15 protein-coding genes are annotated in these 24,201 nt (G+C 54.4%); 9 read left to right on the top strand and 6 right to left on the bottom strand.

Going from position 1 to position 24,201, the window contains the following annotated elements; translation table 11 throughout:
- Positions 1-111: 111 nt before the first annotated feature.
- Both C1N62_RS02150 and C1N62_RS02155 read right to left on the bottom strand, forming a co-directional pair.
- Positions 112-990, bottom strand: a complete 879-nt coding sequence (locus C1N62_RS02150) for a U32 family peptidase (RefSeq protein WP_137762072.1) — start codon at positions 988-990, stop codon at positions 112-114.
- A gap of 10 nt (positions 991-1,000) precedes the next feature.
- Positions 1,001-1,996: a peptidase U32 family protein gene (locus C1N62_RS02155; RefSeq protein WP_137762073.1), complete on the bottom strand. Its 996-nt coding sequence runs from the start codon at positions 1,994-1,996 to the stop codon at positions 1,001-1,003.
- A 238-nt stretch (positions 1,997-2,234) separates the two neighbouring features.
- Between C1N62_RS02155 and C1N62_RS02160 the strand changes: the two genes are divergently transcribed.
- The gene (locus C1N62_RS02160) at positions 2,235-2,756 is read left to right on the top strand and encodes an SCP2 domain-containing protein (RefSeq protein ID WP_137762074.1); all 522 of its coding nucleotides are present in this window, start codon (positions 2,235-2,237) and stop codon (positions 2,754-2,756) included.
- On the top strand, positions 2,750-3,253 hold the full coding sequence (locus tag C1N62_RS02165; protein ID WP_137762075.1) for a GNAT family N-acetyltransferase: 504 nt from the start codon (positions 2,750-2,752) through the stop codon (positions 3,251-3,253). Before C1N62_RS02160 ends, C1N62_RS02165 begins: the two co-directional genes overlap by 7 nt.
- Here the strand turns inward: C1N62_RS02165 and C1N62_RS02170 are convergent.
- Positions 3,240-3,554 carry a GIY-YIG nuclease family protein gene (locus tag C1N62_RS02170; RefSeq protein WP_137762076.1) on the bottom strand — a complete coding sequence of 105 codons (315 nt, stop codon included), beginning with the start codon at positions 3,552-3,554 and terminating at the stop codon, positions 3,240-3,242. The genes C1N62_RS02165 and C1N62_RS02170 overlap by 14 nt on opposite strands.
- A gap of 105 nt (positions 3,555-3,659) precedes the next feature.
- Here C1N62_RS02170 and C1N62_RS02175 point away from each other — a divergent pair, with 105 nt between their 5' ends.
- From C1N62_RS02175 to C1N62_RS02205, 7 genes are all read left to right on the top strand, one after another.
- Complete coding sequence (locus tag C1N62_RS02175; RefSeq protein WP_137762077.1) at positions 3,660-4,103, top strand: YhbP family protein; 444 nt, start codon at positions 3,660-3,662, stop codon at positions 4,101-4,103.
- A 570-nt stretch (positions 4,104-4,673) separates the two neighbouring features.
- Complete coding sequence (locus C1N62_RS02180) at positions 4,674-5,246, top strand: fimbrial protein (protein WP_137762078.1); 573 nt, start codon at positions 4,674-4,676, stop codon at positions 5,244-5,246.
- Positions 5,247-5,306: 60 nt separating this feature from the next.
- Positions 5,307-6,029, top strand: coding sequence for a molecular chaperone (locus C1N62_RS02185; protein ID WP_137762079.1), 723 nt, complete (start codon positions 5,307-5,309; stop codon positions 6,027-6,029).
- A gap of 88 nt (positions 6,030-6,117) precedes the next feature.
- A complete protein-coding gene (locus C1N62_RS02190; RefSeq protein ID WP_137762080.1) occupies positions 6,118-8,661 on the top strand; it encodes a fimbria/pilus outer membrane usher protein in 2,544 nt (847 codons plus the stop codon).
- 32 nt (positions 8,662-8,693) lie between these two features.
- On the top strand, positions 8,694-9,671 hold the full coding sequence (locus tag C1N62_RS02195) for a fimbrial protein (RefSeq protein WP_137762081.1): 978 nt from the start codon (positions 8,694-8,696) through the stop codon (positions 9,669-9,671).
- A gap of 32 nt (positions 9,672-9,703) precedes the next feature.
- Complete coding sequence (locus C1N62_RS02200) at positions 9,704-11,434, top strand: ShlB/FhaC/HecB family hemolysin secretion/activation protein (RefSeq protein ID WP_137762082.1); 1,731 nt, start codon at positions 9,704-9,706, stop codon at positions 11,432-11,434.
- A gap of 150 nt (positions 11,435-11,584) precedes the next feature.
- Positions 11,585-20,188 (top strand): hemagglutinin repeat-containing protein, encoded by an 8,604-nt coding sequence (locus C1N62_RS02205; protein WP_168195794.1) that lies wholly within the window; start codon positions 11,585-11,587, stop codon positions 20,186-20,188.
- A 191-nt stretch (positions 20,189-20,379) separates the two neighbouring features.
- On the opposite strand, the gene C1N62_RS02210 is transcribed toward C1N62_RS02205, so the two are convergent.
- The 3 genes from C1N62_RS02210 to nrdD form a co-directional block, all read right to left on the bottom strand.
- Positions 20,380-21,087: a response regulator transcription factor gene (locus C1N62_RS02210; RefSeq protein WP_137762084.1), complete on the bottom strand. Its 708-nt coding sequence runs from the start codon at positions 21,085-21,087 to the stop codon at positions 20,380-20,382.
- A 160-nt stretch (positions 21,088-21,247) separates the two neighbouring features.
- The gene (gene nrdG / locus C1N62_RS02215) at positions 21,248-21,709 is read right to left on the bottom strand and encodes an anaerobic ribonucleoside-triphosphate reductase-activating protein (protein ID WP_137762085.1); all 462 of its coding nucleotides are present in this window, start codon (positions 21,707-21,709) and stop codon (positions 21,248-21,250) included.
- Complete coding sequence (gene nrdD / locus C1N62_RS02220) at positions 21,706-23,847, bottom strand: anaerobic ribonucleoside-triphosphate reductase (RefSeq protein WP_137762086.1); 2,142 nt, start codon at positions 23,845-23,847, stop codon at positions 21,706-21,708. The genes nrdG and nrdD overlap by 4 nt, the downstream gene beginning before the upstream one ends.
- Positions 23,848-24,201: the final 354 nt, after the last annotated feature.

Below are 24,201 nucleotides of genomic sequence, written 5' to 3' on the forward strand. Positions count from 1 at the left end.
CTGGCAAAATAGCTCGCCAGCTAATGATAAACTTGAGTATCGTTCATTTTGCCTATTTTGAATACAGGATGGCCTTAGGTGAATGTGCGCTCCGGTTGCTGGCACTCCGCGCTATTGGCGCAGTACCAGGCCCGGCACGCGGTGCCAGTAACCGTTGCAGTCCACGCCTGCTGGCAGTGTCTGTCTGGCCGCACCCTGCTCATTGGCGCGGAACTGCTCCAGCTTCGCCAGATCCTGCGTGGAGGCGGGAGAGAGGCGCACGATGTCCACACAATCAGCCATGCCCGGCAGATCGTTCACCAGGTTATAACAGTAGCCGCTCTGCGTCTGGATGCCGTTGAGCACGAATACCTGCTGCTGCTCTTGAGACAGTACCGTGCGCCCGGTCGGGTAGTGGATGCAGCAAGTTTCACACTGATCCTTGGCGCGGTTCTCCGAGCGGGCAGTAAAGCAGCGCGCCGAATAGGCCAGCGGCAGGTGGCCATAACCCATCACCTCCACCTCAAACGCGCCGCGGATGCCCAGTTCGTCGCACTGCGTTAACAGCGCGGCCAACCACTGCCGTGATAGCTCGACCGGCATGACCCAGCGCACCATGCCCTGACGGTGCAGCAGGCGCAGGGTATAGGCGTTGTAGCAATTCAATGCATGGCCGGCGACAAAGGGCAGGTGGCGCTCCGCCGCCATGTTCACCGCCGCCAGATCGTTGGCCTCCAGCAAAAACTCACCGTTCTCCACATAGCGTTTCAACTCTGTCAGCTCAGAGGGGGCCTGCACCAGTGTCAGGGTAGAGAGCACCACCTGCTTGCCAACCGCCGCCAATGCCTTTGCCAGCGCCAGCCAGTCGCCCACCTTCATCTCCCGCCGCTTGCTGCACACCGTCTCCCCTAAATAGAGGATGTCAGCGCTGCTGTCCGCCGCCGCCTGATAAAAAGCCTCAACCGTGCCTTTTGGCCAGTAGTACTGGATGGCACCCAATGCGTATTTCATGCGGTTTCCCTTACTGCCATTTGCGGTGATAGGCACCCAGCGTGGTCTGGGTTCCCTCTGACAGCGCGCCCAGTGCTTCCATCCAGGCGGGCTGCGGGGTAAAGGTCTCTGGCGCGGCCTTGCAGCGATCAATCGCCTGCCGCCAGATGCGGGTAACACTGCTGACATACGCTGGGCTGCGTTGGCGCCCCTCGATCTTCACGGAAGCAATATTGGCGGCCAGCAGTTGCGGCAGCAGGGCCAGCGTGTTGAGGCTGGCTGGCTCTTCCAGCGCATGGTAACAGCTGTCGCCCACCCGGTAGCGCCCCTTGCAGAGCGTCGGATAGCCAGCATTTTGCTGCGGGCCGTAGCGGTCAATCAGCACATCATTCAGCCGTGCCTCCATGCCCTGTGGCGTCTGTTGCCAGCGCACAAAGCGCGCCGGGGAGCAGGCACCCACGGTGTTGGGGGATTCACCCGTCAGGTAGGAGGAGAGATAACAGCGCCCCTCGGCCATGATGCAGAGGCTGCCAAAGGCGAAGACCTCCAGCGGCACCGGGCTGCTGCGAGCCAACTGGTTGACTTGATGCATGGAGAGCACCCGTGGCAGCACCACGCGGCTGACGGCAAAGTGGCGCTGGTAAAACGCGATGGCCTGCTCATTGGTGGCGGAAGCCTGCACCGAGACATGGCGCTCCAACTGCGGATAACGCGCCGCAGCATACTCCAGCATCGCCAGGTCAGACAGGATCAAGGCATCCGCGCCCGACTGCGCCGCCATATCCACGGCCCGCTGCCAGCGCGCAAAGCCATCGGGATGGGCAAAGGTATTGATGGCGACATGCAGCTTACGCTGGCGGCGGTGAACCAGCATCGCCGCCTCCTGCAGCTTCTTCTCGGTAAAGTTCAGGCCGGCGAAGTGCCGGGCGTTGGTGTCATCCTTCAGGCCGACATACACGGCATCCGCGCCATTCTCCAGCGCAGCTTTCAAGGCTGGCAAATTGCCAGCAGGGCAGAGCAGTTCCATAGTTGAGTCCCGGCGACGTGCCTTGGTGAGCACATAATCAGCAACAGCCTGCGATTCTAGGCAACCTTTTCGGCGCGTATATTGATTTGAGGCAGTTTCTATCTCATTGATAACAATGTGATGAATAATTTCCGCTGTACACGCGGGCGTTCTGGTGCAAAATTTATTGATATAGACCGCTGAACACGTTTTTCAATCTGGCAGAATAGTGTCAGTCTTGATCAGAGGAGTAATGCCAGTGTTGGAGCAACTACGCTCGCGCCTTGTGCGCCGGGGGCCATCGTTACTGCGGATGCCGTTAGCTATCACCCCGTTTGCTGTGCAACGGCAGCTGCTGCTGTCGCTGCTGAATGTGCAATTCCGGCAGGCACTGGCGGAGGGGGAGCTGGGCTTCCTGGAAGCGCGCTGGCTTGAGGTGGAGGTGCGGGATCTGGGACTGCGCTGGTATATCACCCTGGCGGAGGGGCAGCTGGTGGTCAGTGAACAGGCCGACGCCGATGTGCGTTTCAGCGCCGATGCCAACGATCTGATTCTGGTGGCTGCGCGCCGCTGCGATCCGGATACCCTGTTCTTCCAACGTCGCCTGAGCATTGAGGGTGACACGGAGCTGGGGCTGTATGTGAAAAACCTGATAGATGCCATCGATCTGGACACCCTGCCGTCGGCGCTGCGCCGTGGGTTGGTTCAGCTTGCCGATTTTATTGAAGCGGGATTACGAGAGGGCGCGGTGACCGATCACCGTGCGGTTAACATATGCTGATTCGAGTAGAAATCCCGGTGGATGCCGCCGGTATCGATAGCCTGCTGCGTCGCGCCTTTGGCCGTGATGACGAGGCGGATTTGGTACAGGAGCTACGGGAAGATGGCTTGCTGACGCTGGGCATTGTCGCCACGGACGATGAGGGCGGCGTGGTGGGCTATGCGGCGTTCAGCCCAGTCGAAGTCGCGGGCGAAGACCGGCAGTGGGTCGGCCTGGCACCGTTGGCGGTGGACGAAGCCAGCCGTGGGCAGGGAATCGCCACCCAACTGGTCTATGAGGGGCTGGATGCGCTGAACGAATTCGGCTATGCCGCCGTGGTGACGCTGGGCGATCCGGCGCTGTATGGCAAACTGGGCTTCCGCCCGGCGGCGGCCTACCAGTTGCACTGCCCCTGGCAGAGCGCGGAAGCGGCCTTCCAGATCTACCCGTTGGCTGAGCACGCGCTGGAGGGCGTCAGCGGCTTAATCAACTACGCGCCGCCTTTTAACCGCTTCTGACGCTGGGCGCGTACGCCAGCAGATAATCCACCACATCTGGGGGCTGGTCACTGACCAGCCTCTCTTTTTGCTGGCGATGCAACTGCTTGATGCGGTACTCCGCTTTCAGCGCGGCCGAGCGATCGCCCGCCAGACAGTGAAACTCCAGGATCAGCGGCCCCTTGCCGCGCAGGCTTTTGGCGCCCTTGCCGCTCTGGTGCTGGGCCAGCCGGCGCGCCACATCGGTAGTAATGCCTGTATAGAGCTGGCCAGCGGCGGTGCGCAAAATATAGAGATGCCAGGCAGTGGTGGATTCAGTCATGGGAGCGGGGCAAGGGTCAACATCGGCACAGGGTAAACCAGATGCTGGGTTGGTTCCACCCTGACGGCGCGGTAGACTGGCCACTCATTCAAAGAGGGAGCGCACATGAATTCGCCTGACGAGCGGTTAGCTATCGAAAAATTCCTGAAGAAATACCATGTCTTGACCCTGTGCAGCGTGGGTGAGGGGGATCTCTGGTGTGCCAACTGTTTCTATGTACCAGAGCCGGGTGAGATGTCGCTGCTGTTGATGACCGAATTGAGGACGCGCCACGGCACCCTGATGGCGCAGCACCCGCACGTCAGCGGCACCATCGCCGGCCAACCGAAAAGCGTCGCGCTGATCCGGGGCATCCAATACGCCGGCCGTGTCAGCCAGTTGAGCGGCGAGGCCGAGCGGGCGGGGCGCGATCGCTACTGCACGCGTTTCCCAGTCGCGGGCAAGATGCCAGCCCCTCTCTGGCGGCTGACGCTGGATGAGGTAAAGATGACCGATAACACCCTTGGTTTTGGTAAAAAACTCTACTGGCAGCGCGATACCCCTACCTGATCTCCCCTCCCGGCCGTGTGGCCGGGCACTCCCCTCTGCGTTTTATCCTTTCTGTCTGTTCATTTACCTGACACTCGCAATATGGGGTTGCTGTTCGGTACACTCAATGCAATCAGCCTCTCAAGGAGAAGGGGCACTGAAGCGCAAAACATCCTGATTTTTTTCTGAAAAAAGCGGCCTGTAGAAAAGTTCAAATTTTTTTTGCTCAGTTACTTAAATATAATTACCATGAATTTTAAAGTAAATTATATTTCTGTTATAAATAACAACGAAGATTTTGTTTATTTCTTTGTGATTGTAACGCGTAGGTTGTAAATTGTTTGAGTTGAATGATCGAATATGTATAATCAAATGTAGTTTTACGCTATTTAGATAAACAAAAAGCATTGTTTGTTATTAAATAATACGCTTATCAATTCTTAATCCGTAGAGTTCTCTCCTTATAATTCACCGGCTAAATAAATCTGGGCGTTTCCCCATTTTTATTTCAGGATATTAACTATATTAACTGGCAAATAAATACACTACGATCCTTTCCGTCAAGAAGACCCCCCTAATTAAGGAAAGGATATGAGAAAGATTAGTTTTATTGCCAAAACACTGCTGGTTCCCTCTTGCTTATTAATCAGCAGCATGGCGGCCAGTGCAGAAGATGGCACTGTTACCTTTACCGGTAATATCAGTGACACTACCTGTATCGTCACCATTGCCGACGCCAATGGCACTGGCATCGGTGACTACACCGTGAAGTTGAAAGATGTCAGCACCACTGCTCTGGCCAAAGCAGGGGAACGTGCTGGGGATACGGATTTCAAATTCCAGCTGAGCGGTACGAACTGCACCAACGGCAAATATGCCAACGTCTCATTCGAGCGTGCGTTGAGCCAAAATATCGACGGCACCACAGGTAACCTGAAAAACCACACGGCTGCCGGTGCGGCAAAAAATGTGCAGGTTGGTCTGAGCGATGAGTCCAAAAACCCAATTGACCTGCGTCAACAAATCACTGACGCCACCAAAGGTAAACAGATTACCAACAACACGGCAGAATTTACCTATTGGGCGCAGTACGTTGCCACAGGTGACGCGGCCAGTGCAGGCTCTGTCCACACCGATGTAGTTTACTCCATTATTTACCAATAATTGTAGGCTCTGGCAAAGGGGCGTTTACGCCCCTTTTTTTACTCTGTCCGGAATATCACTATGACTCTCAAAAAACTGGCTTTGGTGCCGCTATTACTTTCATTCGCCTTTTCTTCATCCGCCTCAATCCAGGTGTTGGGAACGCGCGTCATTTTTAATGCGCAACAGAAAGAAGAGACTGTGCGTATTAACAATGTTGGGACGACGCCCGCGCTGGTACAAATTTGGCTGGATAGCCGTGCCGATTCAAAGATTTCTGATAAAGAAGATCTGCCTTTCATGATTAACCCGCCCATTTCGCGGATTAATGTCGGCAAAAGCAAAGTGTTTCGCATTTTCCAGACTGATGAGGCCGTAAATAAATATCCACAGGACCGCGAGTCAGCGCTGTGGGTCAATATTCTGGACGTGCCGCCAGAAGGTGAATTAGACGCCAATAAGCTCAATATTGCCGTGCGGACGCGCATCAAGTTCTTTTACCGCCCCGCTGGGTTGAAAGGGGATGCCATTACCGCGGCTGAATCCCTGACGTGGAGTGGGCGTAGAGTGGCGAAAGGCTATGAATTTACTGCCGAAAACAATACGCCGTTCCATATCTCTATCGCCAATTACAAGTTAGGTGATGATGCCTCAACCCAAACGGCGGGCGGCATGATCGCGCCATTCAGTAAGAAAGCATTTGTCGTGAAATCCGATAAAACAGTCGCCAATCCGGTATTGAAATACAACTACATCACCGATCTGGGCGCATATGTGGCGAAGGAGTATCGGGCCTCGATGTAATCGCGCCTGATGAGTGATAGGGAAGGACACGTTCGTGAGTTATCTGAAACAAAGTAATCAATTTGTAAGCATCATCCTGGTGAGTGGGATGGTGCTTGTGCCTGTGGTGGCAAAACCACAGCCAGCAATGCTTCTTGAGGGTAACTCAGATGCGAATGAAACGACGACACAAAATAACACCCCAGCCAAAAAGCCGGTGAAGTTCAATACCGGTTTTATTGCCGCCGAGATGGAAGGGGTGGATCTCTCCGCGTTCGACGGCGAGGGAATGGTCAATCCTGGCATCTATCCGGTTGAGGTAACGGTTAACGGTAAAGAGATTGGCGTTAAGCAGATCCGCTTCGCCAAGGATAGCGGTGACAATGAGTTAGCGCCGTGCCTCTCACCGGAGTTGATCATCCAATCTGATGTGAATGTGAAAAAATTCCCGGCAGATTGGAAAGATCAATCCTGTGTGGCGCTGGACACGCTGGTGCCCGGCTCTACCCATCACTATGACACCGATGAGGAGGCGCTGGCGCTTACCTTCCCACAAGCGAGCCTGCTGCACAGCCCCAATGGCTATGTCAGCCCGGAGCTATGGGACAACGGTGTGCCGTCATTGGCGGTCAACTACTCCTTTAGCGCCTCGGATGTGAAGTACCGCGACAATACGTCGAATAAATACCTCTACGGTAACGCCCTGACCTCCCTGAAGTGGGGAGCATGGCGCCTGTATACCTATGACAGCGTCTCCAGCAACGATGATGGTTCGCAGTGGGATCATATGTCGGCCTACGTGCAGCGGGCCATTGCCCCGCTGGAAGCGGAGTTCCAGGCCGGTGACATCCATACTTCCGGGCAGATGTTCGACTCCATCAGCCTGCGCGGGGCAAAACTGGCGACGGATGACCGCATGTGGCCTGACTCCATGCGCGGTTACGCGCCGGTGGTACGCGGCGTCGCGGATACCAATGCGCAGGTCACCGTTCGGCAAAATGGCAACGTCATCAAAGAGCTGACCGTGCCGCCCGGCGAGTTTGTGGTGGATGACCTGTATGCCACCGGTTATGGCGGCGATCTGGAGGTCACCATCACGGAGGCGACGGGCCAGGTGCGTAAGTTCATCGTGCCTTACTCCAGCGTGCCGATGCTGCTGCGGGCCGGCTACTCCAAATTCTCCACCTCCATCGGTGAGGTGCGTAACGGGGACCTGAAAGAGGCCCCCGTGATGATGGAAGCGACCTACCAATATGGCTTGAACAACCTGATCACTGCCTACGGCGGGGGCCAGGTGACGGCAGATGGCGATTACGCCTCACTCGTGGGCGGTTTTGCCCTGAACACGCCTGTTGGCGCATTGGGTATGGATTTAACGCGCTCATTCACCTCATTTGATGATGAGAAAGAGTGTGACCGCTTCTGCCAGATGAGCCTGAAAATCAGCCTGGCGAAAGTCATCAACGAAACCAATACCAGCGTCAGTCTGGCCGGTTACCGCTATTCCAGCAGCAACTACTACACGCTGATGGACGCCATGTTGATGAAAGAGGCGATTGATGCTGACGATGGACGCCTGTTGCCAGAGAGCTACCGCGACAAAATTGAGCTGAACATCTCCCAGAGCCTGCCAGGAAACTGGGGAAGCCTGTTCATATCAGGCTATTACGGCCGCGTCTGGGACAGCTGGACAGAAACCAACAAGCGCAGCAGCTACCAAGTGGGGTACTCCAATGCCTGGCGCTCCGTTAGCTATAGCATCAACCTGGCCCGTACCTATGATGAATATGGCGAAGATCAGGACAGCATCTACCTGAGCTTCTCGGTGCCTTTCGGCACCCTGCGCTCCAAGGTGCCTAAGTTGAATGCGACCGTCAGTTACAGCGATGAATCCTCCAGTATGCGGGCATCGTTGAATGGGACGGGAGGGGAGTATAACCAGTTCAACTTTGGCGGCTGGATGGACTACCGGCAGGACCACAACTCCAACCTGGGCATCAACCTGGGTTATAGCGGCAGCAACATGCAGGGCAGCGTGGGTTACAGCCAGACCGAGCAGTCCTATACCGCGTCAGTCAATGCCAGCGGCGGTGTCGTATTCCATGGTGGTGGCGTCAACTTCACCTCATCGCTGGGCGATACCTTCGCCATTGTTGAGGCGAAAGGGGCCACCGGGGCGCATGTTTATCCAGAACTGAATAAAACCATTGATAAAAATGGCTATGCGATTATCTCATCACTGTCGCCCTATCAATTTAACGATGTCTATCTGGATACCAAAGGCGCGCCGGCTGGCGTAGAAGTGGATGAATCAAAAGTAAGCGCCGTACCGACCGCGGGCGCAGCACTTAAATTAAAAATGGCAACCAAAACCAACGTGACGCAATTTGTGCGTATCACGCATCCTTCGGTGAAAAACATTCCGTATGGATCAGCCATTAAAAATGAGAGTGGAGAGATGCTAGGCATGATCGGCCAGGGCGGCCGTGCCATGTTGGATTTGCCAGATGATGCTAAATCACAAGTACTGACCATAGATTGGAAACACCAAGACGTCTCTTATCATTGTCGAATTGAATATGCTCCCAGCGCTGCATCAACTATTTCTGATGCTGGGAACCTCGTGACACAGGAATTAACCTGCCAGCCATAACGAGAGGCAGGTAAGGTTTCTTTGGAGTGACTATGTTAAAAAAAATTATGCAGGTATGTCTCGCCCTGTGTGCGCTCTCATTCCTGCCAAATATAAGTTTTGCAGCCAATGATTGTCGTATTACATCCGGTGAAACTATTGATGCCGTAATTAATATTTCTACCCTTAAACCGTCGTCGAAAGGGGCAGCAACGGGCGCAGTGCTAGGGCAAGCGGAGATTCCCACTAAATCGATCAACTATACCTGTGGCTCAGGTGTATCGAATACCTGGCGCTCTGAGTTCACACGCCCAGAGTCAGCAGGCAGAACCGCCATCGACCATGTTTACGCAACCAATCTGCCGGGAATCGGGATACGCATTACCTGGCCCGCATCGCGCTCCTCCTATTTCCCTGACGCCTATGTCTGTAATGGGTCGTGCATGGAGAATAGCGACAAAATCCGGGTGGAATTTGTTCAAACCGGGAATGTCTCCGCAGGAACCATTCCTGCCGGGATGCTGGGACAGGTCGTAGTAAGGGCTAACAGCAATCCGGGCAATAGCGTGAACTTATTGAATGTCCGTCTGGCTAACCCGATTGATGTCAAACCCGTGACCTGCGCCGTTTTAACACCGTCACAAGAGGTGGATTTGGGTAGCTGGTCATTGGCCGACTTTATTGCTGAGGGCGGGCGTACAGATAAAGTGAAATTTCCTATCACGATAGATTGTCCACAAAGTTCCCAAGTGGCAATCGGATTTGATGGCAACTCCGATACGAACGTTGGGAAGGGCTATATAAAAAATTGCAGTGCACCAACGTGTGCTCAGAATATCGGTGTCAGGTTGTCAGAATATGGCGGCTCATCGGTGGATGTGACCGGAAAAGTGCCTAGTGATACTCAGAAAAAAACCGTCTCGGGAAGATACACCTTTGAATATGAGGCAAGGATTTATTCAGGAAGTCCGAGTAAAGCCACGCCGGGTTCAATTAACACATTTGTAGTCTTTAACGTATTTGCTGATTAACATCATTGTCTTTAATAATAAGCAGGTAAACCATGTTTAAAAATTTATTTGTTATCAGCTCAACTCTTTTGCTGGGTATTACAAGTACCAATGCGGCCATGTTACCGCAGCGCAGCGCTAAGCATGATATTGATCAACTGGAACGTCGCCAGACACAACAAACGATCGAGGAAGAGAAGAGCCGGGAAAAGCAGCTGTATGAAATGAAGCAGGACGCACAGCCTGCTCAGGACAGCATTGGCTTGCCGAAAAAGGGCCATCAATTCCAGATCGAGAAGATTGTGATCATGGGTGATGACGAATTCGATCTCTCCGCGCAGCGTCAGGCGATTGTTGACCGGTATAGCCATAAGCAATTGGGCAGCAGTGATATTCTCAACCTGATCCGTGAACTGACCGACTTTTATATCAGCAAGGGTTACTCCACGACGCTGGTCACCATTGTGCCGGGTAACCTGAAAGAGGGTACCTTAACGCTCAAAGTGCTGTGGGGAAAGATCGCGGCGTTTAGCTCGCATGGACAGCAGCCGACATTCCGCGAATCGAGCCGCCTGTTTAGCGCCATGCCTTTTGCCAAAAACAAAAAGCTGAATATGCAGGATGTGGATCAGGGCATCGATAACCTGATGCGTGTTTCACAGGGAGACAAGCTGGTGGTTGTGCCCGCCCAAGAGGCAGGCTATTCCGTGATTGATCTGCAAGGCGCGGCCGTTACCCCTTTTTCCGGCAGCATTGGTACCAATAACTCTGGAAACGAAGCGGAAGGCTGGGGGCAATATTTTGCCAGCCTCAACGTCAATAACCTGGCCGGGCTGAATGATGTTTTCAATATTTATTACTCCTTTAATGATTTAAAGCATAACAGCGATGATCAGGACTCCTGGTCTGCCAGCTATAGCCTGCCACTGGGATATTGGACTTTCGATGCACTCTATTATCACTCTGGTTATTCAAAGGAAATTGGCGGCTATTATGGCGGCTACCACTCTGAGGGCACCTCCGATCGACTCTCATTGAAAGTGAGCCGTCTGTTATTCCGCGATAGCGTGGGTAAAACCAGTGCCTATGCCAAGCTGGAGACCCGTGAGAGCGAAAACCTCATCGAAGATGAAGTTATCGGCGTCAGCAGTAAACGTTACACCTCCCTGACCGGTGGGGTTAACCGTGTGGGCACCCTGTTTGGTGGCTGGTTATATGGCGATCTGAGCGTGACGGCTGGCACGCCGTGGTTCGATTCAGCGTGGGATAACGATCCTGATCTTGAAGGGTTCGATCTGAACTATGTGAAATATAACGGTTCAGTGAACTGGTCTAAAACGCTGGCTGAGTATGGACGTATAGGCGCTAATTATGTTCTGAACAGTGGTTTCCAATACACCAATGGTGTACTGGTCAGCGAGGCTAATTTCAGCGTAGGTGATGAATTTACGGTACGCGGCTATAAGGACAGTTTTATCTCTGCCAACAACGCTGCCTATATTTCCAATACGTTCGAATTCCCTATCAGTATCTATCAATTCGGTCTTTACCAGATCACACCTTTTATCGGCTATGACCTGGGGGTAGTGGATGACAATTGCCATGAGAGCAATAGCCTTTGTCACACCGAATATATGACGGGCGCTGCGGTGGGTATTAAAGCCAATGGTAACCATTTCTCTACCTCATTGACCTATAGCTGGCCGCTAGCTGAACCCCAATCCCTTGAGGAATTGGGTGTGTCAGAGCCCGCCATTTATTACAGCGTTAGCCTGAATTTTTAATCAGTAGCTCCATAACCAGAGTCATTAGGATAAAAGCATTCTGAGGTTCATATGACAAACTCAAAAAAAAGTGTACGAATAATAAAAAGGCGCAGTTTCAACGGCAGAATTAAGCCGATCTATTTAGCGATGGCGAGCGTGCTGCCGACCATGGCATTTGCTGACGCGATTGTTCCTGACGATCGCCAGCAACATGCGCCAACCATGAGCCAGGCGGCCAACGGTACGCCAATGGTCAACATCGTTGATCCTAACCAACGCGGGATCTCACACAACAAATTCAAAGAGTTCAACGTCAATAAAGAGGGCCTGATCTTCAACAACAGTAAGAGCGATGGCGTCTCGCAGATTGGCGGCTACGCGATGAAGAACAGCAACCTCAATAATGAAGCCAAGGCGATCATTAGTGAGGTGACGGGCGTCAACGGCACCAAGCTGAATGGCACGATGGAGGTGTTCGGTAAGAAGGCAGATGTGATCATCGCCAACCAGAACGGCATCACCGTCAACGGCGTTGCCACTGTCAACACCAACAACCTGACGCTCAGTACCGGGCGCGTGATCACGCAGCAGGATGGCAGTGTTCGTCTGGGCGTGGACAAAGGGACGGTCGAGATTCAGGGTCAGGGTATCTCCACCCAAGGGCTGGGCTACTTCGACATTATCAGCCGCTCGGTCAAACTGGACGGTGAGATTGCTGGTCAGGCCGATGTGAAATTGCTGACCGGCCTGAACGACTACGACCCGGAAACCCGCACCCATACCGTTCGCAGCGCAGAGGGCGAGGGTCGCCCAGAAGTGGCGATTGACGGCAGCGCGCTGGGTTCAATGTATGGCGGCCGTATTCAGCTGATCAGTACCGAAAGCGGGGCTGGCGTGCGTCATGAAGGCAGCATCATCGGCGACCAGAGCATTGAAATCACCGCCGATGGCGACTTGCGCCTGACCGGCATTCAAAGTAAGCAGGGTGGCATTAATTTGCAGGGTAACAATATTACTGTGCAAAAAAATGCTAATGGCATTGGTGGCATCCTCAGTTCTGGCGATCTGGTCATTCGTGCGCTCTCTCATGTCAATCTGTCGGCAGACGCTCAGGCGCAAAACGGCATCGTGCGTATTGATGCCACCTCCATGCTGCAAAATGCCGCCAGCATCATGGCGAACAGTGGTCAATCCGGTGCGGTGAAAGTGCCGTCCATTCAGATCAATGTCGCCAATGACTATCGGATTGAAGGCAAGCTGTATTCGATAGATGGCAACGGCAACACCATCCCGAACGCCGTGATCACGCTGGAAAACGGTGACTATGTGGTGCGCGTTAACGGTCAGCAGGTCAATGCGGGCATCTACTCGGATGCACAACTGGCCAGCTTTGATGGCGACGTGGAGATCAATGCTGCCTCAATGAGCAACAATGCGGGCTGGGTCAGCGCCCAGAAAGGCGCACTGGTGCTCAACATCAAAGACGCTGTCGAAAACAGCGGCATGATCCATGCCTCCGGTACCCTGACCATCAATACCAAGGCGCTGAAAAACAAGGGTGTCGCGTTCGCTGACAGTGCGCTGTTCAACGTCACGTCGCTGGATAACCAAGGTGGCCTGCTGGTCAATAATGCCCTGGAGGTCAATACCCAGGCGCTGGACAACCGCAGTGTCATCAACAGTGCCGCTGGCAACGTGAACCTGAATGTCAATAATGAGCGCCTGAACAACAGCGGCCAGATTGGCGGCAAACAGGTCACCATTAACCAGAAGAGCGATGCTGGCAAGCCGACGACCTTCAACAACAGCGGCACCATCAACGCCCAACAGGGTCTGGCCATCACCACGGATAGCCTGGAGAATGAGGGCGGCGAACTCTATGCGCAGAAAGATATCACTCTTTCCCTTAGCCACCTGCTGAGTAACACCGACGGTGGGCAGATCATCGCAGGGGAGAACCTCTCCGTGCAGATCACCCACCCTGACGCGCGTCACCTGCAAATCCTCAACGCCGACGCCGGCTGGATACAGGCAAAAAATATCCAGCTCGATAACATCGATCAGTTGGAAAACCGCGGTGAAAGCGTCATCGTGGCGCTGGATAATCTCAGCATCAACAATGCCAACCGCATACTGAACGACGGCTCCACCTTGCAGAGTGACGGCCAGTTAACGCTCTCCAACATCGACACCATCAGTAACGTCAATGAGGCGGAACTGTTTGGCAACGGGGCACTCAGCCTGCTCAACAACGGCGATATCCGCAATGATGGCGCCAGCATGGGCTCCAACGGCGACGTCACCATTTCCGGTGCCAACAGCCTGACCAACACCAATGAAGCCAGAATCAGCAGCGCCAATGGTAAGGGGCAACTCGATAATATCGGTACCCTGACCAACAGCGGCGAAAGCGTGATTGAAACCCAGCAGGATCTGGTCATCAGTCATGTCAACAAGCTGGACAACCAAGCGGACTCGAGCATTACCTCGAATGCCGCCCTGAGAATGCAGGATATCGTTACCCTGACCAACAGCGGCGAATTGCTTGGCAACAACCTGCTTGAACTGTCGAATATTGACACCCTGACTAACCAGAACCGTATCCAGTCCAATGCCAATGTGGTGCTGAAAAACATCCACCAACTGATCAACAGCGGCGACGAAGCCGCGCTGGTGGCTTTGGGGTCATTGACTGCCGAAGATATTGAGATGTTGCTCAATACCAATGAGGCAAGAATCAGCGGCGCGATGCAACTGGTGCTGGAAAAGATCGGGGTGGTGAAAAACGAGAAGGATGCCTCACTGGAGTCGCAGACAAATGTGCGGATCCAGGCCGATAGTCTGGACAACTCCAGCCGGATCGTCTCAGAAAACCAGATCGATCTGGAAGTCATCTCGCTTCAGAACCAATTTGATGGACGCATTGCCGCTGATGGCAACGTCTTCATTGATGCTGAATATATGCTCAATGCCCAGGATGCCATGATCAGTGGCCTCAATACCATTATTGAAGCCGGTGACCTTGATAACCACGAAGGGATTATTCAGGCAACCCAGCAGACCAAGCTGACCATCAGCGATGTGCTGAAAAACGACGATGGCGTGCTGCGCGGCGGCGAGATGCTGTGGCTGACGATGGTTGATAAGGATTATACCTACGACGACCACAGCGGTAAGTTGGGCAGTGATGGCGCCGTGATCATCGATGCGAAGAACATTACCGTCTCCGCCCTGATGGAAAACACCGGCACCATCCAACTGGGTGCCAAAGAGACCATCAAAATCTCTGATGGCGCCGCGATCAACACCGGCAAAGACCTTAACCTGGTCGCGCATGATGTGATCAATGGCGAAAATGCCTCGCTCTGGAGCTTGGGTAACCTCTATATCGACGCCCGAGAGGGGTCATTCGTCAACAACTTCAATGGCAACGTGCTCAGCATCGGCGACATGATGATCATCGCCAAAGAGCTGACCAATGCCGTGGGCCTGATCCGTTCCGAAGGGAATATGTTCCTTGAGGCCATGTACCTGAATAACCTGAGCCAGTACAGCGGTGGTGACAAGGATATTTACGGGCCAGAGCAAAATGCGAGTGCCTCAATTGAAGCCTGGTCGGGATTGAAATATCTGAAATACACGACCACTATCGCCATCCCCACACTTTCTTCAGACATTGAACTGATCAAAGCGGGTGAGATCTCATCCTCAGGCAGTATGTACATTAACAATGAAGGGATCTTCAGCGACATGGTCGATGAAAGGGTCACCATTGTGGATGGCAAGGAGCAGCGCACCACGCAAGACACGCAACAAATCGTCAATGATGGTGGCAACATCATGTCTGACAAAGACATGGTCATTGTCGGCGACTTGGTTAACGTGCCCCGTTATGCAGAAGTGTCGATGTATGACTACATCCATAAGCCGCTGGCGACCCCGATCACCATCACTTTCTATTGGAAAGTGGTGGCGGACGGTACACGGCGGGCTTCCTTCAACACGGTTTATGAGTACCTGGACTTCATGTTCGGCAGTGGCCAACCCAGTAGCTACTCCGGTGATGATCCAAACTGGGGCTGGTGGCAGGATGCCAACCGTGAGCGCTTTACCGATTCGTTACGGATGACGTCGCATGAGTCAGCCCAACTGCAATCCATCATGATCCAGATGTTTGGCAATAGCTGGGAGACCAAGGACTACTATGACCTGGTAAAAGACTGGTCAGTGCTGAATGGCTCTGAACAAACCGCGCTGAAAGAGAAGAAGCAGTACTTCCTGCCTTCTGAACGCGGCAGTGTCATCAGCGGTGGGAACTTCTACCACACCGGTGGGGATCTGGTTAACGGTATCGGTGATCTGAGCGGCGGTGAAACCGGTCAGGGCAGCGTTGACGTTGAGAAGATCGGCGACAAAGAGATCAAGGGCATCGGCGGCAACAGTGAAGTGCTGATCAACCTGACCGATTTTGAAGAGATCCGTAAAGGCATCAGCCCGGCCAGCGTTATCAGCGATCTGGTCTCCATTCCGGGCATGTTCCAGAAGTCTGAGGAGTTCCTGGCGCAGAAAAACGGCCTGATCGAACTGGACGCCTCCAGCAGCAAGGTCGTGCCTATCTTCGAAACACGCATGGAGATGATGGATCAGAGCAAATATTACGGCTCTGACTACTTCTTTGAGCAGGTGGGCTACACCCCAGAAGAGCCTGTTACGGTGATTGGGGACAACTACTTTATCTCTGAACTGATCCGTCGTCAGGTCAATGAGTCGGTGGGTACCTTCTTCTCCGTACGCGATGGCGTGCAGGGCGTTGATCTGGTCAAAATGTTGATGGATAACGCCGAAATCGCCATGCAGAACCAGGATCTGGGGCTGGTGGTCGGTGAACCACTGAACGAGGAGCAGCTGTCGAAACTGGATCAGGATATCGTCTGGTTCGTCAACAAAGAGGTTGATGGGATCACCGTGATGGTGCCTTATGTCTACCTCTCCACCACCACGCTGGAGGAGCTGGGCAATGGGGTTACCCAAGGCCAGGGCTCGGCTATCGTCCATGCAGACGGCAATGTCTTTATTGATGCCAAGTCAGTCGATAATGGCAACGGCGTCATCTCCGCCAACCAGAGTGTGGTCATCAATGCTGAAGAGGACATCAACAGCAGCGCGAAAGGCATGAATGCCGGCATCAAAGCGAAAGAAGATGTCTACATGAACAGCGAAGCGGGTGACATCAATATCGATGGCTCCTATGTGAAAGCTGGTGGTGACATCGTGATGCTTGCCGATCAGGGCAGCATTGATCTTACGGCCAGCGTCGGGCGCGATGTCACCGGCAAACAGCAGGTGCACTACTTCGAAGACGGCCTCAACGCCGGTGGCGATATCATCATGCAGGGGGGCGAAATCAACTCCAATGCATCGACGATCAACGGTGAAAACATCGCCATGAAGTCCCTGACTGGCGACATCAACTTCAACGAGATGCATGAAGTCTCCGCGGAGTACAACTATGAGATGAACTCCAAGGGCGCATTGAACTATCGCCGCACTGAAACGGAGATCACCAACGCAACCAGCATCCAGAACGACGTGAATGCGCGTGGCAATCTCTCCATCGACTCCGCCAACAACATCACGATGGAAGGCGGCAATTACAACGCCAACACCGGGTCAATCGTGGCGAAAAATGATGTCGATATCAAAACCGGACAGGACTTCAGCCACGTTGAGCAAAATATTAAGGCCAAAGAGTTCTCTCTGAGTGCGAAAGCCGGTGCCGTAGGCTACACCGCACAAGCGGACTACAGCATGTTGGATGGCGGCACGGCCTCTACCACCAGTGGTCAATACGAGAACAACTTCTCTGACACCTCGAGCCAGGCTGGGGCAAGCCGCACCGGTAAAGCGAAAACGGCACCGACGGCAGAAGCGAAGATCGGTTTTGGCAAGATGACTGACGAAGTTGAGGTCAATCAAACCACCAACGCCAATGCCTCGCTCAACTTCAATGATGGCCTGACCATCAAGGCTGGCGAAACCGCGGATATTGGCGGCGCTGACATCAATGTGGCCAATGGCGACATGGCGATCTATGCGCGTGATCTGGACACCACCAAGTATGAAGATACGGTGGATGTGAACGCCAAGCACTCGGAATCCTTCTTCGGCTGGAAGAGTGAGTTCGGCAGCGTTGTGCTGGATGTCCTGGACAAAAACGCCTCAATGGTCGTGGACGCAGTGAGCGACCCGGAAAAAGGCTTTGATCCGCTCACCACCACTGCCCAAGTGGCCAGTGATGCGTTGAACCTCTATTACGGCGATTTGGCCTATGCGGAACACTCCATTGGTTACGAAAGTTCGAGCAGCAAATCCTCGTCGCACTCCACCAGTGAGAACATGAATAACATCAATGTGGCCGGTAACATGGATCTGCATATTGAGAATGACGCGACCCTGGCGGGCGTCACCATCAATGCTGGCCAGTTCAACACGGACATTGGTGGTGATCTGACTGTACGGGCGGCGGAAGCGCACTCCGACATGACGGAATCCAGCAAGGCGTTCAACATCGGCATTAGTGGTGGCGTGGCCGTAGACAAAGACACCGTGGGTATGGGTGTGTCCCTCAATGCCGGCGGCAACCGAAATAAAGGGGAAGAGACCGCGGTCACCTACACCAACAGCACCATCAATGCCGGTAGCGCGGATCTTAACGTCAAGGGCGATGCCAGCCTGATTGGCGGCAACATCACCGCGAATGATGTCAAAACAGATATCAAAGGCGATCTGAACATCGTCAGCGTGCAGGATACCTTCAATAGCGACGGCTCACGTTGGGAAATGGGCGGTAGCATTGGTGTGGCTGTCAACAGTGACACCGGCTTCGCGGCACCTATCCCGACTGCCAGCTTCTCCTCCGGCGGTGGATCGGAGTACCGTGACAGCGCGACCACTGGGCAGCAAGCAGGCATCACGGCAAATGATAGCCTGGCGGTCAACGTCGGTGGCGACCTGAACATGGCCGGTGGCCATATCATCAGCGAGTCTACTGCCAGTACCCTGGATGTTGGTGGAGATATCAACGCTCGTGACGTGGTGGATACCATTGAGCAGGATGGGGCATATGGCGGCGGCGGCGGCGGTATCAGTAAAACCGGCATCGCGGTTAACTACTATGCCGAAACCGTGGATGAGGTGCACTACCGCGAAGAGCAACACTCCACCATCGCCGTGGGTGACATTGATGTCAAAGGGCAGGACCGCAGTGAGTACAACACTGACGCGACCAAGACATCGACAGTGACCAAAGATGAAGAGGAGTGGGGCAGCGACATCGCCGGGACCATTGCGATGGATCCGATGAAGCACAAGGATGGCTATAGCCCGCGTCCGGATACAGGTAAGTCAACCGACACCTATACGCCGCGCCCGGATAGCTATACGCCGCGTCCGGATAGCCAGACGCCGCGTCCTTCGGGCGGTGACAATACCCCGCGTCCGCACACTGACGACGTTCCGCGTCCGGACAACACGCCACGCCCGGACAATACACCGCGCCCGGATGCCGATGGTCAGGTTCCGGATCGTAACATCCCGTCACCGGTCAAGCCGGATGATACGGCTAAGCCGCATGAGATAGCCAAACCGGATGAGACGATCAAACCGCAAGATGCGGTTAAGCCGGACGAGATGGTCAAACCGGACAACGACGTCAAACCGGACAACGACGTCAAACCGGATAACAACGTCAAGCCGGATGACGCCATCAAACCAGATAACGCCGCCAAACCGGATGAGACCATAGCACCGGATCACGCGACCAAACCTGATGAGATGGTTAAACCGGAAGAGGCTGCGACCCCGACACGCCCTGATGGCGGCTGGAAGGTGAAAGAGTATGAGCGCGTCATCCTGACGCCGGGTTCCTCTACCGGTAAGACGGATTGGATCGCACCGCCGCGTGATGGCGTAGGCAAACCGGACACCGAATACCAGGGTGTGCCGCACAGCAAGCTGGTGGAGCCGAAAGCACCGAAGAACATTGATGGATCAACCACCTATAATGGCAAGCATTATGAAGTGAAGGTGCCGACGCCAGTGGTGTTGACGCCGGGATCCAATACCAACAATGTGCCGGCCAACGGGACGCCGCGTGATGGTAATACCAGCAATGGCACGCAATTTGAGGGCTTGCCGAAGATTATCTATACCCCAACCGGGAACAAGGCACCGAGCAATCAGGATGGTTCCACGACCTATAATGGCAACCATTATGATGTGAAAACGCCGGAGCCAGTGGTGCTGACCCCAGGGTCTAACACCAACAATATCCCGGATCATGGGACGCCGCGCGATGGCAACACCAGCAATGGTACGCAGTTCGAAGGCAATCCGAAGATTGTCTATGATCCGGCCGGAAATGCGGACAAGGCGCCGAGCAATCAGGATGGTTCCACCACCTACAATGGCAACCATTATGAGGTGAACACGCCGGATCCGGTGGTGCTGACCCCAGGGTCTAACACCAACAATATCCCGGATCATGGGACGCCGCGTGATGGCAACACCAGCAATGGTACGCAGTTCGAAGGCAATCCGAAGGTTGTCTATGAGCCAACCTCGAACAGCGTCCAGGATGGTGCGATGAACGTCAGTGAAGGTCGGTCAAACTGGACACCGCTGTTGCCTGAGTATCGCCTCTCCCAACAGCAGGCTTACCTTGATGCGGAGTGGGGACAGAGTAATACCCCGATAAAGGGTAAAAACGCGTAATCTAGTCCGCTTCAAATAAGCAGACAGTACCCCCCAAAGCGTGCTCCTCAGGAGCACGCTTTTTTTATGCCTGTTGATTTTCGGTGGGTTAAAAAAGCGGCGAATATTGCCGTGGGGTGCTGTCTTTGGATTATTTTACAGGTGTGGCCGATCGGGTGGGAATTATTGGGGATAAATTGCGAGGCGTGTGATTAATAGCCCGATTTCTCTTGCAACTCTTTTACCGCATTAACCAACTGAATGTCATTGGTTACATTGAGTTTGCGCATGGCAGTGCTTTTCTGGTTGCTGATCGTTTTCGGGCTTTTACATAAATCGTGGGCAATCTGTTTAATCGAATGGCCATCACAAATGAGTTGTACTACCGCTTTCTCCCGCGCAGAGAGGGTGTTCCAGGGATTTTTATTCCGCTGCTCTGACAGATAGTGTGAAAGAAGCTCTTGCGAGAGCGTGGACTGAAGATAGAAATGCCCGCTATAGATATGGCGTAAAGTTTGGATTATTAATGACAAATCCTCCTCACTTTTCCTGATGACGCTGGCTGCGCCCGCCTCCATAGCCTCAGTGATGGTATGCGTGTTCGCATGATGCGTGAAATAGATAATGTGGGTTTGCGGATTATGGCGATGAATTAGCCGGAAAAGCTGGGTGCCATGCGCGCCCAATAAATCCTTGAAATTATTGTCGCAGATAACAATATCAACCTTATTATTGCTCAAGGTTTTTAATAGGTGCTTGGCCGTATGGCTGATGAACAGGACGTCAATGTCACTCTCTTCGCGCAATAATGAGGCCAGCCCAAAGGTGACAATAGGCTGCGGATCGGCAAGGGCGACCTTTATTTTCTGTCCGAATTCAGCGTGGACAGGAGAATGGGCCAGTGCGGCTCTTTTCTTCATAATATTATGGCTGTCAGTAGACTGGTGGATAAGTATAGCGTTAAAAGGGAGAGGGGATAAACGATGTCTAAGAAAAACTTCCCCTGCGAAATTAATGAAGGAATTTAAAAGGGAGGTGCTTTTGAATTCCTAAGCTGCGTCAAAAAATAAAATATTATCGCTAGAAATAGTGAATAACCTGATTGTCGCTCCCGCGCCAGGGCAGGGAGGGGTTATACCGTTCGCGGATAAAACGGCCATCCACCAGCACATCAATCAGGGCCAGCACAGGTCGCTGTTCAGGGCTTAACTCCGCCCGCGTATACCCGGTCCAGAGCCAGACATCTTTGCCCTCGCACTCCTGCCGCACCCGCTCCAGCAGGTGCAGCACGGCGGGCACATTCTGCGGATGCAGCGGATCGCCGCCGGAGAGCGACAACCCCTGGCGCGGTATGCGCCTATCATTCAGATCACGGAGGATGCGATCCTCATCGGCAGCCGTGAAGGGGCGGCCAGAGTCCAGCCGCCAGGTGCTCTGGTTGTAGCAGCCGGGGCAGTGGTGCTCGCAGCCCGCGACAAACAGCGTGCAGCGGGTGCCCGGCCCGTTGACTACGTCGATGGGGTAGTAACGGTGGAAATTCATTGCCCCTCCCAACCGCCGTCTGGCAGGTGCTTGACCCGACGCTTCACCTCCTCCTGCTTGCCAGCATTGAATGGGCGGGCGTCGGGACTGCCGAGGTAACCGCAAACCCGGCGCGTCACGGAGACCCGGCTGGCATCGTGGTTGCCGCACTGCGGGCAGACAAAGCCTTTGCTGGTACAGTCAAACTCACCGGTAAAGCCACACTCATAACACTCGTCAATCGGCGTGTTGGTGCCGTAGTAGGGCACCCGGTGATAGCTGTAGTCCCAGACATCCTCCAGCGCCTTCAGGTTGTGCTGCAAATTGGGGTACTCGCCGTAACAGATGAATCCCCCGTTCGCCAGCGCCGGGTAGGGGGCCTCAAAATCGATCTTGGCGTAGGGATTGACCCGTTTCTCCACATCCAGATGGAAACTGTTGGTGTAGTAGCCCTTGTCAGTGACGCCCGGCACTACGCCGAACTCGGCGGTGTCCAGCCGGCAGAAGCGGTCACACAGGTTTTCGCTGGGGGTGCTGTAGAGGCTAAAACCATAGCCGGTCTCCGCCTTCCAGCGATCGGTGGCGGCGCGCAGGGTCGCGACAATCGCCACCGCCTTGGCGCGTAATGCCTCGTCATCAAATACGTGCCGGTTGCCAAACAGCGCATTGATGGTCTCATGCAGGCCGATATACCCCAGCGAGATGGAGGCGCGGCCGTGGCGGAACAGCGCGGAGATGTCGTCATCCGCCTTCAGCCGCACCCCGCACGCGCCTTCCATATAGAGGATCGGTGCCACCCGCGCCTTGATCCCCTCCAGCCGGGCGATGCGGGTCATCAGCGCCCGTTTCGCCAACGCCAACCGGCTGTCGAGCAATTGCCAGAAGGCGGCCTCGTCGCCCCTGGCCTCCAGGGCAATGCGCGGCAGATTGAGGCTGATGACGCCAATATTGTTGCGGCCATCATGGATCAGCTCGCCGTTCTCCTCATACACCCCAAGGAAGCTGCGGCAGCCCATCGGCGTCTTGAAGGAGCCGGTCACCTTCGCCACCTGCTCGTAGTTAAGAATATCCGGGTACATGCGCTTGCTGGCGCACTCCAGCGCCAGTTGCTTGATGTCATAGTTGAGATCGCCAGGCTTGTGGTTGATGCCATCACGGATGGCGAACACCAGTTTCGGGAAGACGGCGGTCTTGCGGTTTTTGCCCAGCCCGGCGATGCGGTTGCGCAGGATCGACTGCTGCACCAGCCGCGCCTGCCAGCTGGTGCCAAGGCCAAAGCCGAAGGTGACAAAGGGCGTCTGGCCGTTGGCGGTGTGCAGCGTATTGACCTCATACTCCAGCGACTGGAAGGCGTCGTAGCACTCCTTCTCGGTGCGTACCTGCGCATACCCCTCGCCGTCCGGGATCTGCCACTGCCGGGCGGTCTCCAGGTGCTTCTCATAGCTGGCGGTGACGAAGGGGGCGAGGATCTCATCAATGCGGTTGATGGTGGTGCCACCGTAGATATGGCTGGCGACCTGCGCGATGATCTGCGCGGTCACGGCGGTGGCGGTCGAGATCGATTTGGGTGTCTCAATTTCGGCGTTGCCCATCTTGAAGCCGCCGGTCAGCATCCCTTTCAGATCAATCAACATGCAGTTGAACATCGGGAAGAAGGGGGAGTAGTCGAGATCGTGGTAGTGGATCTCGCCGCGCTCATGGGCCAGCACAATGTCACGCGGCAGGATGTGCTGCCGGGCATAGTGGCGCGCGACGATACCGGCCAGCAGGTCGCGCTGCGTCGGGATCACCTTGCTGTCCTTGTTGGCGTTCTCATTGAGCAGTGCGGCGTTGCGCTGCTCCACCAGCCCACGGATCTCCTGGTTCAGCCGGCCGCGCTGCTCGCGGGCGACGTCCCGGTCATGGCGATACTCGATATAGGCGCGCGCCAGCGCCTTATAGGGGCCAGCCATCAGCAGGTTCTCCACCGCCTCCTGAATCTCATGGATATCCACCTGCGCCCGCCCGGCCAACTGCGCGTTGACCTGCCGGGCCACGGCGGCACAGTAGGCCGGATCGTTGACACCGGCGGCAACGGCAGCCCGCTGCACCGCCTGCACAATGCGCGTCTCATCAAACTGGGCCTGACACCCGTCCCGCTTAATCACCACTGGCTCCACGATGCACTCCTTTTTATAGACGTTCCGCCGCCGCCGGGGCAGTCCGGTGGCGCAGGGGTAACGTATCGAAAGATTAACTAGATATAGATGAGGTGGGTCACTATACATACAACATCTAGTTATTTGCTGGCAGTTAATGCAGAGTTTATTGACGTAAAACAAAGAAAAGCCAGCAGTGGAGCAAGGCTAACCATTCGTCAATGCGCAAGGTGGCAAAACAAGTCGGAGGATTTAGGAAACCGGTTTAGTGGTTTTTGCCGAAAAGACTACATATTAGATATTAACGATTTTTTTACACTTTGCGCCCGGCTACACTGCTGGGGCAGGTCTTATCTTTCAGGATGGCGATACGGG

Origin of the sequence: Nissabacter sp. SGAir0207 (assembly GCF_005491205.1) — a bacterium.
GTDB lineage: Bacteria > Pseudomonadota > Gammaproteobacteria > Enterobacterales > Enterobacteriaceae > Chimaeribacter.

Excerpts from the sequence above, each read along its gene's own strand:
- C1N62_RS02150 (WP_137762072.1), bottom strand. The coding sequence starts at position 990 with ATGAAATACGCATTGGGTGCCATCCAGTACTACTGGCCAAAAGGCACG.
- C1N62_RS02155 (WP_137762073.1), bottom strand. The coding sequence starts at position 1,996 with ATGGAACTGCTCTGCCCTGCTGGCAATTTGCCAGCCTTGAAAGCTGCG.
- C1N62_RS02165 (WP_137762075.1), top strand. The coding sequence starts at position 2,750 with ATGCTGATTCGAGTAGAAATCCCGGTGGATGCCGCCGGTATCGATAGC.
- C1N62_RS02170 (WP_137762076.1), bottom strand. The coding sequence starts at position 3,554 with ATGACTGAATCCACCACTGCCTGGCATCTCTATATTTTGCGCACCGCC.
- C1N62_RS02175 (WP_137762077.1), top strand. The coding sequence starts at position 3,660 with ATGAATTCGCCTGACGAGCGGTTAGCTATCGAAAAATTCCTGAAGAAA.
- C1N62_RS02180 (WP_137762078.1), top strand. The coding sequence starts at position 4,674 with ATGAGAAAGATTAGTTTTATTGCCAAAACACTGCTGGTTCCCTCTTGC.
- C1N62_RS02185 (WP_137762079.1), top strand. The coding sequence starts at position 5,307 with ATGACTCTCAAAAAACTGGCTTTGGTGCCGCTATTACTTTCATTCGCC.
- C1N62_RS02190 (WP_137762080.1), top strand. The coding sequence starts at position 6,118 with ATGGTGCTTGTGCCTGTGGTGGCAAAACCACAGCCAGCAATGCTTCTT.
- C1N62_RS02195 (WP_137762081.1), top strand. The coding sequence starts at position 8,694 with ATGTTAAAAAAAATTATGCAGGTATGTCTCGCCCTGTGTGCGCTCTCA.
- C1N62_RS02200 (WP_137762082.1), top strand. The coding sequence starts at position 9,704 with ATGTTTAAAAATTTATTTGTTATCAGCTCAACTCTTTTGCTGGGTATT.
- C1N62_RS02205 (WP_168195794.1), top strand. The coding sequence starts at position 11,585 with ATGGCATTTGCTGACGCGATTGTTCCTGACGATCGCCAGCAACATGCG.
- C1N62_RS02210 (WP_137762084.1), bottom strand. The coding sequence starts at position 21,087 with ATGAAGAAAAGAGCCGCACTGGCCCATTCTCCTGTCCACGCTGAATTC.
- nrdG (WP_137762085.1), bottom strand. The coding sequence starts at position 21,709 with ATGAATTTCCACCGTTACTACCCCATCGACGTAGTCAACGGGCCGGGC.